We start from the raw sequence: 14,203 nt of genomic DNA, 5'->3' as shown, positions 1-14,203 counted from the left end.
CCATGCGTGCCCTGTTGACGATTGCTGCCAGCCTCGCCCTCGGCGTGGCCGGCACGGCCCTGGCCCAGGATCCCGAGTACGGACAGCCGAGCCAGTATTCCGAACCCGTCGACACCTATTCCCAGGACGAGCTTGTCGATGCCGTATCCGATTTCTTCGGTGTCACCGCCGAAGCTGCGGCCAGCGTGCTCGAGCGTGTCTTCTCCGACCTGGGCCGCCCGGTCGGCTATGTCGCCGGCGAGGAAGTCGCCGGTGCTGTCGGTGTGGGGCTGCGGTATGGCGAGGGCTATCTGACGATGAAGAACGGCGTGCGAGAGAAAGTCTACTGGCGCGGCCCGTCGATCGGTTTCGACACAGGCGGCAATGCCAGCCGTGTCTTCGTTCTGGTCTATAATCTGGACGACCCCGACCGCCTCTTCCAGCGCTATCCCGGCGTGGAGGGTTCGGCCTATCTGATCGCCGGCATGGGCGTGAACTATCAGCGCGCCGATGATGTCACCCTTGCCCCGATCCGTTCGGGCGTCGGCCTGCGCGCCGGTGCGAATGTGGGCTATCTGGCCTATTCGCGCCGCCGGGCCTGGCTGCCCTTCTAGGGAGTGCCGCACATGCAGATCCGCAGCTGCGACCCCGGCGATCACGCCGGGGTCGACGCCGTTCTGAAAGCGGCTTTCCCGACGCCCGCCGAAGCGCAGCTCGTCGTCACCCTGCGCGCTGCCGATGCCGACACGCTGGAACTCGTCGCCGAGGATCACGGACGGGTCGTGGGCGCGGTGATGTTCTCGCCGGTGACGGCGATCGCGGCAAACGGCTCGCAGGCCTATGGCGTCGGCCTGGCCCCCGTCGCCGTGACGCCGGAACACCAGAAGCGCGGCATCGGCGAGGCACTGATCAATGCCGGGCTGGACTATCTGCGCACACTGGGCGTGCCCTGGTGCGTCGTGCTGGGCGATCCGGGTTATTACAGCCGCTTCGGTTTCGCGCCAGCGGCGCAAATGGACTGGTACTGGAGCGGGGATCCCGAAGGCGAGCACGCCGACGCTTTCCAGCGCCTCGCCCTGGGCGACCGCCCGGCCGATCCCGCCGCCGGGCCCTGCCGGGTCCACTATCATCCGGCCTTCGATACGGTGTGAGCCTTCCTATTCGGGCGCACGGTGCGCGTAGGACAGGACGCGTGACAATTCCCACACGCCATCATCGTTGAGCAGCCAGAGATGCGCGAACTCGGCCAGGCCGGTCGGCTCGGCATGGCCGGTATCGTCGACGATCAGGAAGCGGTGGGACCCGAACTGGATGACACCGTAGAGCGTGCCCTCTTCGTACAACCGCTCGAGGCGGAAACTGCCGTCCACGCGCTCACGCCGGATGGTCTGCCGCCCGTTGCAGATATTCTGCTCCATCGTGGCGATGAAGGCATCGCGGCCGTGCGTCACGCCGCCCTGGTCGTGGTAGAATTCGAGGTCCTCGGCGACCAGCGATGCCGACTCTTCCAGATTGCAGGTGTTGAAGCCGACGTCGAACAGGCGCCGGTCGAGCGTGTCGAAAACGGTTTCAAGATCGTCGCCGGCGTGGACGGACTGAGCGGTCAGGGGCGGTGCGGCCAGGGCACACAGTGCCAGGCCGGCAGCGACGTGTTTCATGAATGCATCCTCCCGGTTTCGCGCGGAAGGAGGCCACACCGGCGTCACGCACAACAGCGGGAATACGCCGTCACGTATCCCGCAGTGCGGTCTGGTGATCCGGCGCATGATCGCCGGCGCACAGATGATGGTCGGACAGGGTCTGGATCACGCGGCACTCGTCGACCACGCCATGCGAACAGCGCTCCACCATGCGCTCAAGCTCGCGCCGCACCGCTTCCAGCCCGGCAATGCGGCGCTCGACCTCGGCCAGCTGTTTGCGGGCGATGCCGTCGGCCTCCTCGCAGGAGCGGTCCGGCCGGGCGGACAGGTCCTGCAGCGCACGCAGATCGTCCAGCCCGAAGCCCAGCTCGCGCCCGTGACGGATAAAGCGCAATTGTTCCAGGTGATCGTCGTCATAACGGCGCTGCCCGCCCGGCGAGCGCGGCGGTGCGTCGAGCATGCCGATGGACTCGTAATAACGAATGGTCGGGACTTTCACACCCGAGAGCGTGGCCAGACGGCCGATGGAAAGATCTGTCATTTTTCGTCTTGAACCTCTAGTCGCTATAGCAATTAGGGTTCGAATCGACAGGTGACAAGTCAGGAGACGCCAATGTCGGCGGGATGCTGCCACAATGAGGAATTCGACGGCACGTCGCGCGCTTTCCGCCGCGCGCTTTGGATCGTCATCGCAATCAATGCCGGCATGTTTGCCGTCGAGATGCTGGCCGGCGCCGCTGCCCGCTCGCAGGCACTCAAGGCCGACGCGCTGGACTTTATCGGCGATGCCGCGACCTATGGCCTGTCGCTCTGGGTCATCGGCAGGCCGCTGATGTGGCGGGCGAATGCGGCTCTGGTGAAAGCCGGAAGCCTGTTCGTGATGGGCGGTTTCGTGCTGGCGCTGGCGCTCTACCGCGCCTTTTTCGAGACGGAACCGGACGCCACCGTGATGGGCTCGATCGCCATTCTTGCCCTCGCGGCGAACCTGGCGAGTGTCGTGATCCTGATGCGCTGGCGCGAGGGCGACGCCAATGTCCGTTCGGTCTGGCTGTGCTCGCGCAATGACGCCATCGGCAATGTCGCCGTGTTCGGGTCGGCCGGCCTGGTTGCCTTCACGGGCACGCACTGGCCCGACATGATCGTCGCGGCGGGCATGGCCGGGCTGTTTGTCTGGTCGGCGATGCAGATCCTGTCGAAGGCGCTGGCAGAACGCCGCCATGCGACGGCTCACGCGGCCCCCGGCGAATAGCCACCTGTCCGGTATCAGTGATCGCTGGTCGAGAAGACCGAACCCATCAGATCATCGCGGTCATGGTGCCGATGATCGCGGCGTCCATGACGGTCTCGGCCGCGCCCGTGCTCGGGACGGCAGTCATTGCAGTCCTCGGCGACGCGTTCGCGCACGAGTGACAGGCGCTCTGACAGGTCGTGGAACCGGTCCTGCCCGTCATGCCACATCGCGGCGGAGTCCTGGCAGGCGGCCTCGGCAAACCGGTTCTCTTCCAGGCAGCGATTATAGGTGCGGCAGGACGCGGTGGCAAAACGGTAGGACGCGTCCAGATCGGTCTCGAAGGCGGCGATGATTTCCTGGGTCTCGGTATCGGCCATGTCGGACCGGTGCCCCGGCTCGGCGCGGATCGCCTCGCGATAGCCGTGCACTTCCTCCAGCATCGCCAGGCGCTGTTCGGCCAGCGTGTCGACTTCGCACATGGCGATGGCAGGGCTGACCGTGTCTATCGGCCGGTAGTGATCGGGCGGTGGCGGGATATAGGGCGCCGACGGGCCGTGATGTCCGGAATAACCGTGACCGCAGGCCGAAAGGGCCGTGGCCGCGAGGAGCAGGACTGCCGCCTTTTTCATTGCACTTTTCCTCTCGTCATTTCGCATGGCCGGCCTCAGTGCCGGGTGCCGCTACCGCCCTGGGCGGTGCGGGTGCCGTCGAGTGCGGCCTGGTAACAGCCGGGCTGGTCGAGCTGCTGGCCGTTGGCCCGGCGCATCTCGTCGACCCGCCGCTGCCAGGCCAGATAGAAACGGTCGCCATTGCGCTCGGCCTCGCGCAGGAGCTGGTCGGAGATCCGCGACCAGCGCTCGGCCGGGGCTTCGGAACGGCCGGCAAAGCGCCGCAGGGCGATCGCCCGGTCATGGCCCAGATCGGCCGCGCGGCGCAGATAGCTGTCGGCGCGCTCGGGGCTTTCCACGATGCCGCACAGCCGGTAGCTGCCCTGCACCGTGCCGGTGCCGTAGATCAGGGCGAGGTTGAAATTGGCGCCGCCATGACCGCGCTCGGCGGCTTCTTCCAGCCATTCCAGCGCGGTATCGATATTCTGTTCCAGCCCCAGCCCGGTCGCGAACATGATGCCCACCAGGTTCTGGGCATGGGTGTCGCGTGCGGTCAGGGCGGCATGGCAGGCCAGGGTCACGGTCTGGGCCGGCGTCAGGGCGCCGGTCTGGTCGAAACCCATATCGCCCTGGAAATCGCGCACAGAACGGCGGGTCATCGGACCGTAGGTGCCGTCGATCACGCCATTGTAATAGCCCAGCGCCGACAGGGCCCGCTGGCGCAGGTCGAGCCCGACGATATCGCCGGAATCCTCGGTCTGGCTGAAGCCGTAGGCGATGCGTTCCAGACTGCGCTGGCTGGTCGGGCAGGAGCGTTCAAGGATTGCGGCCTGGAGACGGCGGTGCGCGACCAGGGACGCCTGGGCGCCGCCGACGGATGATCCCACCAGCAGGGCCTCGTCCCAGGCCTCGCGCGCCCGTTCGATCTGGCCGACGGCCTGATAGGCATCGCCGACACGCAGCCAGCAGCGGGCGATATCGGCATCCTCGATCTGCGGAGCGCGTACGCCGCAGATCTGCCGGCCCGGCCGGAAGCCGAAGCCGGGCCCGCCATAGCGATAGCGCGGCGCGCCCGCAGCGGTGGCCGGGCCGGCGACGGTCGATGACAGCGGCAGGCCTGTGGGGCCGGTGTCGCCATAGGGATAGGCCGGGCTTTCTGTGTATGGGGTCCCCGTCGAATAGGACGTGCTGCCCGCATCGGGATAGTCGGTATAGCCCGAGCTGTAGGGACTGCCCGGCGTCCGGTCCGTCGGACCGGCCGTCACACGGGTCGGGCCGCTGTAATGGCGGTCTCGATCGCGACCGAAGGGCCACCAGCTGCGGCCCTCCTCGGAACAATACTGGCTCGCGCAATAACCGGCCCGATAGGCCCGCGAATGGGTAAAGCCGAGAATGGCCACGAGCCCGATGACGACAAGGAGTGTCGCCGCAGACTGGGCCAGCAGGGCCGTCACTCTTTCAAGCATTCGGTCCGCCTCTCCGAGGCCCCCACTGCCTCTGCCGCTAGCAAGATGTCGTTAACCATACTAGCGGCTGTGGCGTCCCGCGACCATACGCCTGAGGCGCGATTTTTGATTTTTCCGGTCTCCAGACACAAGAAAACGCCGCTTTCCCCGCATGGGAGAAAGCGGCGCCAACACATTCTCCTCAGACGCGAATTCTGGCCGGTCAGCCGCGCAGTGTACCGCCGGACGCCTTCTCGACCTTCGACACGATCACGGCCGCAACGGCATCGATTTCCTCGTCGGTCAGCGTCTTCTCGCGCGGCTGCAGGGTCACCTCCAGGGCCAGCGAGACCTGGCCGTCCGGCACGCCCTTGCCGTCATAGACGTCGAACACGGTGACATCGGAAATCAGCGCCTTGTCCGCGCCCTTTGCCGCCCGGATCAGCGTGTCCGCCGGCACGTCCTTGCCGACGAGGAAGGCGAAGTCGCGATGCACCGGAAGGAGCTCGGCGCGATCCAGCTGGCCACGCGCCTTCAGGCCGGAAGCCTTCTTGGGCTGCGGTATGTTGTCGAGCACGATCTCGAAGGCGAGCACGCGCCCGTCGATATCCAGCGCCTTGAGGATGCCGGGGTGGATCTCGCCGAACTCGGCCAGCACATTCTTCGGCCCGAGGCGCAGCACGCCGGACCGGCCCGGATGCCACCATTCGCGCGCCTCGGCCGCGACCTGGAGGCTGTCGGCCGGGGCCCCGGCGGCAGCCAGCGCGGCCAGCGCATCGGCCTTGGCATCGAACACGTCGGGCAGGCGGGTCCCGGCCCAGTGTCGGCCCGTCTCGACACGCCGCACACCGGTCGCCACGAGACGCTGCCCGTCCGGTTTGTCGGTGAGATAGACCGGGCCCACCTCGAACAGGCGCGGATCGGCCTGGCCGCGATCGGCATTGGCCTGCAGCGCGGTGAGCAGGTGGATCAGCGCCGTCGGCCGCATCACGTCGAGTTCCGAGGAGATCGGGTTTTCCAGCGCCAGGCCTTCGCCATGGCCGCCGAACAGGGCCGCCTGCTTCGTCTCGCAGAAGGACCAGGTGACGGTTTCCGAATAGCCGCGGCCGGCCAGCGCCCGCCGGGCATAGCGGGCACGCAATTGCATCACCGTCGCCGGCGCTTCACGGCGCACGGGCGGGCGCGGCAGGGAAAGCGCGTCCAGCTTGTCGAAACCGTGGATTCTCGCGACTTCCTCGACGAGGTCGGCCTTCTGGGTGCAGTCCATGCGCCAGGAGGGCACGCCCACCGTCAGCACATCGCCCTCGCCCTTCGGCGCAAAGCCGAGCGCTTCGAGAATGCGCACGATCTCTTCGCGCGGCAGGTTGAGCCCGGTCAGACGCTTCACCTCGGCCAGCGGAAATTCGATATCGGCAGGCGGCGCGGGGGTCTCGCCAACGACAATCGTCTCTGATGCCTCACCGCCGCAGAATTTCAGGATCAGCTCGCTGGCCTGCTCGATGCCGGCCTTTGCCGAAGCCGGATCGACGCCGCGCTCGAAACGGTATTTCGCGTCCGAGTCGATACCCGTCGCCTTGCCGGTCGCGCGGGTGATCTGCGGATCGAACCAGGCGCTTTCGATAAAGACATCGGTCGTCTCTGACGTCACGCCGGACCAGGTACCGCCCATGATCCCGCCAAAGCCCAGGCAATGCGTGTCGTCGGCGATGACGCACTGATCCTCGCCCGGCACGTATTCCTTGTTGTCCAGCGCCTCGAACCGGTCGGCCTCGCCCTTGCCGCGGCGGGCCCGGATCGGGCCGTCCAGCTTGGCCAGGTCATAAACGTGCAGCGGCCGGCAGCGATCGTAGGAGATCATGTTGGTGATATCGGCCAGGAAGTTGATCGGACGCAGACCGATCGCCTTCAGCGCCTTTTTCAGCCAGTCCGGGCTCTCGCCATTCTTCACGCCGCGGATCACGCGGCCGGCGAAGACAGGACAGGCTTCCGGCCAGTCGAGCTCGACCGTCACCGGGCAGGTAAAGCTGCCGGGGATGTTCTCGATGTCATGGGTTTTCAGCGTGCCGATACCGGTGGCGGCGAGGTCGCGGGCAATGCCGCGCACACCCAGCCAGTCCGGCCGGTTCGGCGTCACTTCAAAATCGATGACCGGGTCGGCCATGCCCAGCGCCACCACGGCCGGGGTGCCGACCTCGAAAGGCTCGGGCAGGTCGATGATGCCGTCATGATCCTCGCCCAGCTCCAGCTCGCGGGCCGAACACATCATGCCATGGCTTTCCACGCCGCGGATCTTGCGCGGCTTCTTGTCCAGCGCGAAGTCGAGGCCCGGAATATAGGCTCCCAGCGGGGCATAGACGGCATACATGCCGGTGCGGGCATTCGGCGCACCGCAGACGATCTGCTTCTCGCCGTCCTTCGTCGCCACGCGGCAGACCCGCAGCTTGTCGGCATCGGGATGCTGCACCGCCTCGATGACATGGCAGACCGAGAAATCCGCGAACTTTTCCAGCGGATTGTCGATTTCCTCGATCTCCAGCCCGGCCATGGTCATGGCCTCGGCGATCTCCTCCAGGGAGGCGTCGGTCTCGAGATGGTATTTCAGCCAGGAAAGCGGGAATTTCATTGGTCGGGCTCCTCCGTGTCGGGCACGGATCCGAGAGTTTGGAAAACATCGTCCCGCTGCGCCTCGCAACGGCGCACGGGCACAGGACGGGCATTGGACGTCTGGGTGGTCCAGCAGCGGTCAAAGACCGAGCAATAGCAGGCCTCGACCTGCCAGAGGTCCCACTCCGCCAGCAGCGCGGTGACGGCAGGGCCTTCGAGCGAAGAGCGCGGCCACTGGATCATGATCGGCTCGACCTCGCCGCCGGGTGCGAGCGTGCGGCCTGCCAGGGTGGCCCAGGAGCGGTCCTGGTCGGCCGGCAGCACCTCCATCAGCGCCGAAAAGTCCTGCACCTCCACACCGTCGCGGCGCAGGGTGACACTCTCGATCATCGCCGGACCGACGCCGTTATTGTAGACGCGCAGGCCGATCGAGCGGGTTTCCGGCCGCGTGACCAGGAAGCCGTCGATCTGCAGCACCGGTACTACGGCCCCGTGCTGCTGGGCCCGCATCACCCGCCCCTGGTCCCAGGCGACAAACAGCGCCGCGATGCCCACGAGCATCGCGCCGACCGCAGTCAGCGTCTGATGGTTATGGGAGAGCCAGCGCCACATGGGTCAGCCTAGCTCAGCCCCGTCGCGAGATTGGCCTGCAGCAACGGGCTGAAGCCATAATGGTTCAGCCAGCGCTTGTCGGAATTGAAGAAGTCGCGCAGGTCCGGCGCGCCGTATTTCAGCATGGCGAGACGGTCGACGCCCATGCCCCAGGCAAAGCCCTGGAACTCGTCCGGGTCGAGGCCGCAATTGCGGATCACATTCGGGTGGACCATGCCACAGCCGAGGATTTCCATCCACTTGTCGCCCGAACCCACCTTCACCGCATCGCCGACACGCTCATAGCGCACATCCATCTCGGCGCTCGGCTCGGTGAAGGGGAAGTGGTGCGGCCGGAAACGGGCTTCTACCTGGTCGGTCTCGAAAAAGGCCGCGATGAAATCCAGCAGCGTGCCCTTGAGGTGGCCCATATTCGCCTCGCGATCGATCACCAGGCCCTCGACCTGGTGGAACATCGGCGTGTGGGTCTGGTCCCAGTCGCAGCGATAGACGCGGCCCGGCACGATGATGCGGATCGGCGTCTTGCCTTTCAGCATGGTGCGGATCTGCACCGGCGAGGTGTGGGTGCGCAACACCTTGCGCTCGCCGTTCTCGTCCGGCTGCATGAAGAAAGTGTCCTGGGTGTCGCGCGCCGGGTGGCCGGGCGGGAAGTTCAGGGCGGTGAAATTGTGGAAGTCGTCCTCGACGTCCGGGCCCTCGGCGACCTCGAAACCCATGTCCGCGAAGATCACGGCCAGTTCTTCCATCACCTGGGTGATCGGATGCAGCGAGCCTTGCGGCTCCGGGCGCACCGGCAGGGTGATGTCGACCGTTTCCGAGGCCAGGGCTGCGTCCAGCGCCCTGGCTTCCAGATCGGCCTTGCGTGCTTCCAGGGCGTCGTTGAGGCGGGTCTTTAGACCGTTGAGCGCCGGGCCCATCACCTGACGCTCTTCCGGGCTCATCTTGCCCAGCTCGCGCATCATCAGCGAAACCGAGCCCTTCTTGCCCAGGGCGGACACGCGCACAGCGTCCAGCGCCGCCTCGTCGGCCGCGCCATCGATCTGGCTGCGGACCTCGGCTTCCAGCGTGTCGAGATTGGATGTGTCGGTCATGGTGTTCTCAGTCCCTCGCGGTCGAGGTGGATTTAGCGGTTGGGGATTCAACTGTCGACCGGCTTGGGCGGCTTTGAAAGGTCGCCGCGCCTGCCATCCTTCCCCTTGACGGGGAAGGGGGACCGCGCCGAAGGCGTGGTGGATGGGGTTGGGGCGAGGTGTCCGCGCGTTTGCACCCGATGGATCGGCAGCGGGATTCACCCCTTCCGACCCAGCGCTGCGCGCTGGCCCACCTTCCCCATCAAGGGGAAGGATGGTGTTTTGTGCATCTGTCGGAGCCATTTGTGTATTCCGGGGAGCAAGACAAGAAAAAGGCCCGCCGGCGATGCGCTGGCGGGCCTTTTCAATCGGATCGGTGTGACCGGGTTCAGCCCAGCGCAGCGCGCGCCTGATCGACGAGCGCCTTGAAGGCTTCCGGTTCGCGGATCGCGATGTCGGACAGGACCTTGCGGTCGACTTCGATGCCGGCCTTGTTCAGACCGTTCATGAAGACCGAATAGGTCATGCCGTGCTCGCGGGCACCGGCATTGATGCGCTGGATCCAGAGACCGCGGAAATTGCGCTTCTTGGCACGGCGGTCGCGATAGGCGTACTGGCCGGCCTTCTCCACAGCCTGCACGGCAGCGCGGAAGGTGTTCTTGCGGCGGCCGTAATAGCCCTTGGCCGCTTTGATGACTTTCTTGTGGCGCTTGGCGGTCGCCGGTCCGGACGTAACTCGAGACATGGGTGTGCTCCTAACTCAGCTGCCGCGGCTTACAGGCCGTTCGGGATGTATTTTTTCACGATCCGCGCGTCCTGGGGCGACAGTGTCGTCTGGCCGCGCTTGTTGCGGATCTGCTTGGGAGTCCGCTTGATCATGCCGTGGCGCTTGCCGGCCTGGCCGGCCTTCACCTTGCCCGTGGCAGTGAGCTTGAAGCGCTTTTTGGCGCCGCTCTTCGTCTTCATCTTCGACATTTTCATCTCCTTTGCAGGACCGCCGGAGCGGTCTTGTGGATGGTGCAGCCAGCGGGCATGTCGAACGGGCCCGTCAGGCTGGAGTTGGAAGCGGGGTCTTATACGCGGAAACGGCGCTATTGCAAGGGCGCAGCTGACTCCGTCTCAGGCGTGCGGCTCGTGCTCGCACAGGCCGCAATCGCGGCGATGGACATGGCCGGCGCGGGCCCGGGCGCGCCAGTTCACCAGGTGGGCCCCGGCCAGCACGGTCACACCGGTCAGGGTCAGCACGGTTTCGGCCAGCGGTCCGAAGACGTGCGAGGCACCGATTGCCATCAGCACGAGACCGGACAGGCCAGCCGCAAAGATCCGCCAGCCGGCCTCCACCGACTTCATGCCCCAGCCCAGCGCCACCAGCGAGACCGGCGCGGCCAGCGCCAGCATCACGATATGCCAGTCATGGCTGAGACCGAACAGCGAGCCCAGCTCCGGCGAGAGCAGGGGCGCAGCCGAGGCAGCGGTGGGAACCAGCAGGCAGTGCAGGATGCACAGCGCCGACAGGCCGACGCCGGTCGCGTCGAGGGATCTATGCCTGTTGGCGGTCATTTTCATCTAACACCTGCGGATCGCGCTATCGGAAGATGATATAGTGTAACACCGACCACAACGGAAGAGTGAATCCTGCATATGGGATACGCAAGCCACTCATAAGACATACGAAGGGGCGACCCAGGTGAGCCGCCCCTTGGCAATTCAGGCACCTGACACGCGGCTAGTCTTCCTGGAAGCCCAGTTCCGAAATGCCCAGGCGGGCCGGCTGCCCGTCGCCGGACCAGTAGGTGCCAACCCAGATGTCGTAGACGCCGGCCTCGGGGTTCTCGAAATGGACACCCGGATTGAGGCTGCCCGCACCGTCATCATCGCAGATCCAGCGGCCGGACGGATCGTTGATCACCAGCGTGGTATCCGCATCGGCCAGGACCGAGATGAACAGGTCCAGCGCGCCCGGCTCGAAACTCAGCTCGAAGTCGGGGGCTTCGGTGACATAGCCGCGGCAGGACGGGTCCGCCGCTTCGCCGGCATCGAGCGGACCGCCCGCGACGAGGTCGACCGTGTAGGGGTCGGGCGAGAAGCCGCCCTCCAGGCTGACCGAGCCGTAATTCGCTTCGAGAGCGACATCGAGGGCGGAGCCGCCGCCGACGAATTCATCGCCGAAGCCGAGTTCGGAAATATGCAGCGTCGCCGGCTCGGGCGTGCCCTCGCTGTAGGTGCCGACCCAGATGTCGTAGCGGCCATCCTGCGGATTGTCGAAACGGATGCCCGGATTGAGGCTGCCCGCACTGTCGTCATCGCACCACCAGGTTCCGTCCGGTGCGTTGACGACCAGGGTCGCATCGCCGTCCGAGGTGGCGGAGATGTAGAGGTCCAGATTGTCGGCGTCATAGGTGATGTCGAAGTCGGGCGCCGTGGTGGCATAGCCGCGGCAGTTCTGCCCGACAGCCTCGTTCACATCGACATCGCCGCCGGCCATCAGGTCGACCGTGTAGGGATCGGGCGTGAAACCGGAGACCAGATCGGCCGAGCCATAATTGGACGGCAGCGAGTAGTCGAGTTCGGCCGGGGTATCGATATTGCCCAGGAAACCCAGTTCCGACACATAGATCGTCGCCGGCACGTCCGGACCGCGCGAGAAGCGTCCGGCCCAGACCGCATAGCGTCCGGCGGCCGGGTCCTCGATCCGCAGGCCCGGATTGAGATTTTCGGCGGTGTCGTCGTCGCACAGCCAGTTGCCGTTCGGGTCCTGGACGAGCAGCGTGGTGTCGCTGTCCGCCTCCATCGACAGATAAAGGTCGAAATCCCCGCGGCCGGTATAGTTCACCCAGAGGTCCGGCGCGGAATTCACGTGCCCGCGGCACATCGGCGAGGTCCCGCGGTCCGCGCTGATTTCACCGCCGGCCGTCACCCGCACCGTGCGCGGATCGTCGGCAAAGCCTGCGCGCAGGTCGAGCGTGCCGGATTCCGGCGCCAGATTGGGGTTCGGCGCCCGCGAATAGGCGTTCGCAGACGAGAAGCCGACCTCGGAAATGTGCAGCATGGCCGGCTCGTATCCGACGCCCGGGCTCAGCGTGCCGACCCAGACCCGGTAGTTGCCCGACTGCGGATTGTCGAAGCGCAGGCCCGGATTGAGGCCGATCCCCTCGCCATCATCATTGCAGTGCCAGCTGCCATCAGGCGCGCGAACCAGGAGCGTCGCATCGACATCGGACGCGGCCGAGACAAAGAGGTCATAGCCGCCGGCGTCGTAGTCGAAGGCGTAGGACGCTTGCGGTGTGATATAGCCCGAGCAGTAGTCGGACGCATTGCCGGCATAGATGGCGCCGCCGGCCCGGACGCCGACCGATGCCGGATCGGGCTCGAAGCCCGAGGACAGGCGCACCGAACCATAGGCCGGCGGCAGCGCCGGATCCTGGGCGTGGGCGAGGCCGCCCGCGATCAGCGCTGCAAGCGCCACACCGGCCAGAAGCTTGCTGTTCATGTCATTCCCCCTGTCTGTCGGACTATCCGGCCGCATCCTGCGTAAAGCCCCTGCGGAGCACCGCGCGAACACGCCCGTGAGTTTCAAGTGATTTCATCACAAATCCTAGCCGCTGAATATCGTCTGAACAGGGTAGCCTGCAATCCGCCCGACATGCGGCATCTTCGCGGCGTGCCCGCCGCGGCGGATTGCCCGGTACCGCGAACCCGCTTATCCCTCCGGCGGTGCTGACACCGTCTCTCGACATCTTCCGCCACCAGCCCTACCGCCACTACTGGGCCATGCGGCAATCGATCTCCGCTGCGCGGCAGATGCAGGCGGTCGCGATCGGCTGGCAGGTCTATGACGTGGCGCGCGAGACCCGCTCGATCGAGGAAAGCGCGCTGATGCTGGGTTTTGTCGGCCTCGCCCAGTTCGCACCGGTTTTCCTGCTGTCGCTCGTCGGCGGGCAGGCCGCCGACCGGCTCGACCGGCGCCTGATACTCATCGTGACGAATGTGGTCCGCGTGATCTGCGCCCTGGCGCTGGCGGCGAGCCCGTTCTTCTCCGGCCCGGTTCAGCTGTGGATCGTGTTCACGGCCGCCATCGTGCTGGGCTGCATGCACGCCTTCTCGCCCGCCGCGGCGAGTGCGCTGCTGCCCCGCATCGTGCCGCGGGCCGATCTGCGCCAGGCGATCGCCTGGAACTCGCTGGGCTTCCAGGGCGCGGCAATCGGCGGCCCGGCCCTGGGCGGGCTGCTCTATATCGCCGGTCCCGAGGCAGTCTATCTGACCAGCGCCGCCCTGCTGGTCTTCGCCACCCTGGCCATCGCCACCGCGCGCACGCCCGCGCACGAGAAGGTGCACGGCCAGTCGGGCTGGCGCATGGCGATCGAGGGGCTGCGCTATGTGCGGCACAACAAGGTCGTGCTGGGCGCCATCTCGCTCGACCTCGTCGTCGTGCTGTTCGGCGGCGTGACCGCCCTGCTGCCGGTCTTCGCACGCGACGTGCTGCACACTGACACGGTGGGGCTGGGCCTGTTGCGCACGGCGCCGGCGGTCGGTGCGGCCATCATCGCCTTCATGCTGGCGACACGGCCGCTGACCCGCCGCATCGGCGCCTGGATGCTGGGCGCCATTGCCGTCTACGGCGTGGCGATGCTGGGCTTTGCCCTGTCCAAGATCCTGCTCCTGTCGCTGATCGCCCTGGCGGTGACCGGCGCGGCCGACATGATCTCGGTCTTCATCCGCCAGTCGATCATCCAGCTGGCAACGCCGACCGCGATGCGCGGACGCGTCTCCTCGGTGGAGTTCATCTTCATTTCCGCCTCGAACGAGCTGGGCGAATTCGAGTCCGGCGTTGCCGCGCGCTTCCTGGGCCCGGTCGGCGCCGTCCTGCTGGGCGGCGTCATGGCGCTGGTGACAGCCGCCGCCTGGTTCCGTCTCTTCCCGCAACTGGCAAGGACCGACGCGCTGGACGAGGTCGAGGAAGAAGCCGTGCCGGCGCCTGGTGCGGACAATCAGGGCCGCGCGGCCGCGCCGTGAC

15 protein-coding genes are annotated in these 14,203 nt (G+C 66.4%); 4 read left to right on the top strand and 11 right to left on the bottom strand.

The window, feature by feature from the left end; translation table 11 throughout:
* Window positions 1-2 precede the first annotated feature (2 nt).
* Window positions 3-593, top strand: coding sequence for a DUF1134 domain-containing protein (locus PKE71_RS13700; RefSeq protein WP_271187553.1), 591 nt, complete (start codon window positions 3-5; stop codon window positions 591-593).
* Window positions 594-605: 12 nt separating this feature from the next.
* Window positions 606-1,130, top strand: a complete 525-nt coding sequence (locus tag PKE71_RS13695) for a GNAT family N-acetyltransferase (protein ID WP_271187552.1) — start codon at window positions 606-608, stop codon at window positions 1,128-1,130.
* A gap of 6 nt (window positions 1,131-1,136) precedes the next feature.
* On the opposite strand, the gene PKE71_RS13690 is transcribed toward PKE71_RS13695, so the two are convergent.
* Entirely contained in the window at window positions 1,137-1,637 is a 501-nt protein-coding gene (locus PKE71_RS13690; RefSeq protein WP_271187551.1) for a nuclear transport factor 2 family protein, read from the bottom strand.
* Window positions 1,638-1,707: 70 nt separating this feature from the next.
* Window positions 1,708-2,160, bottom strand: coding sequence for a MerR family transcriptional regulator (locus PKE71_RS13685; RefSeq protein WP_271187550.1), 453 nt, complete (start codon window positions 2,158-2,160; stop codon window positions 1,708-1,710).
* 72 nt (window positions 2,161-2,232) lie between these two features.
* Between PKE71_RS13685 and PKE71_RS13680 the strand changes: the two genes are divergently transcribed.
* Window positions 2,233-2,868, top strand: coding sequence for a cation transporter (locus tag PKE71_RS13680; protein WP_271187549.1), 636 nt, complete (start codon window positions 2,233-2,235; stop codon window positions 2,866-2,868).
* 14 nt (window positions 2,869-2,882) lie between these two features.
* Here the strand turns inward: PKE71_RS13680 and PKE71_RS13675 are convergent, their stop codons facing one another.
* The 9 genes from PKE71_RS13675 to PKE71_RS13635 form a co-directional block, all read right to left on the bottom strand.
* Window positions 2,883-3,479: a hypothetical protein gene (locus PKE71_RS13675; protein ID WP_271187548.1), complete on the bottom strand. Its 597-nt coding sequence runs from the start codon at window positions 3,477-3,479 to the stop codon at window positions 2,883-2,885.
* Between the two features lie 35 nt (window positions 3,480-3,514).
* Window positions 3,515-4,924, bottom strand: coding sequence for a peptidoglycan-binding protein (locus tag PKE71_RS13670; RefSeq protein WP_271187547.1), 1,410 nt, complete (start codon window positions 4,922-4,924; stop codon window positions 3,515-3,517).
* 202 nt (window positions 4,925-5,126) lie between these two features.
* Window positions 5,127-7,526, bottom strand: coding sequence for a phenylalanine--tRNA ligase subunit beta (gene pheT, locus PKE71_RS13665; protein WP_271187546.1), 2,400 nt, complete (start codon window positions 7,524-7,526; stop codon window positions 5,127-5,129).
* Window positions 7,523-8,119 carry a hypothetical protein gene (locus PKE71_RS13660; protein WP_271187545.1) on the bottom strand — a complete coding sequence of 199 codons (597 nt, stop codon included), beginning with the start codon at window positions 8,117-8,119 and terminating at the stop codon, window positions 7,523-7,525. The genes pheT and PKE71_RS13660 overlap by 4 nt, the downstream gene beginning before the upstream one ends.
* A gap of 8 nt (window positions 8,120-8,127) precedes the next feature.
* On the bottom strand, window positions 8,128-9,210 hold the full coding sequence (gene pheS / locus PKE71_RS13655; protein WP_271187544.1) for a phenylalanine--tRNA ligase subunit alpha: 1,083 nt from the start codon (window positions 9,208-9,210) through the stop codon (window positions 8,128-8,130).
* Window positions 9,211-9,577: 367 nt separating this feature from the next.
* Window positions 9,578-9,934, bottom strand: a complete 357-nt coding sequence (gene rplT, locus PKE71_RS13650; RefSeq protein WP_271187543.1) for a 50S ribosomal protein L20 — start codon at window positions 9,932-9,934, stop codon at window positions 9,578-9,580.
* 29 nt (window positions 9,935-9,963) lie between these two features.
* On the bottom strand, window positions 9,964-10,164 hold the full coding sequence (gene rpmI, locus PKE71_RS13645; RefSeq protein WP_271187542.1) for a 50S ribosomal protein L35: 201 nt from the start codon (window positions 10,162-10,164) through the stop codon (window positions 9,964-9,966).
* A gap of 144 nt (window positions 10,165-10,308) precedes the next feature.
* Window positions 10,309-10,749 carry a MerC domain-containing protein gene (locus PKE71_RS13640; RefSeq protein WP_271187541.1) on the bottom strand — a complete coding sequence of 147 codons (441 nt, stop codon included), beginning with the start codon at window positions 10,747-10,749 and terminating at the stop codon, window positions 10,309-10,311.
* Window positions 10,750-10,915: 166 nt separating this feature from the next.
* Complete coding sequence (locus tag PKE71_RS13635; protein ID WP_271187540.1) at window positions 10,916-12,679, bottom strand: hypothetical protein; 1,764 nt, start codon at window positions 12,677-12,679, stop codon at window positions 10,916-10,918.
* 224 nt (window positions 12,680-12,903) lie between these two features.
* On the opposite strand from PKE71_RS13635, the gene PKE71_RS13630 reads away from it, so the two are divergent.
* Window positions 12,904-14,202: an MFS transporter gene (locus tag PKE71_RS13630; RefSeq protein ID WP_271187539.1), complete on the top strand. Its 1,299-nt coding sequence runs from the start codon at window positions 12,904-12,906 to the stop codon at window positions 14,200-14,202.
* Window position 14,203: the final 1 nt, after the last annotated feature.

It is taken from the genome of Maricaulis virginensis (assembly GCF_027922185.1).
Lineage (GTDB): Bacteria > Pseudomonadota > Alphaproteobacteria > Caulobacterales > Maricaulaceae > Maricaulis > Maricaulis virginensis.
The sequence above is the reverse complement of the archived record's forward strand: the minus strand, read 5'-3'. Positions and strand labels throughout refer to the sequence as shown.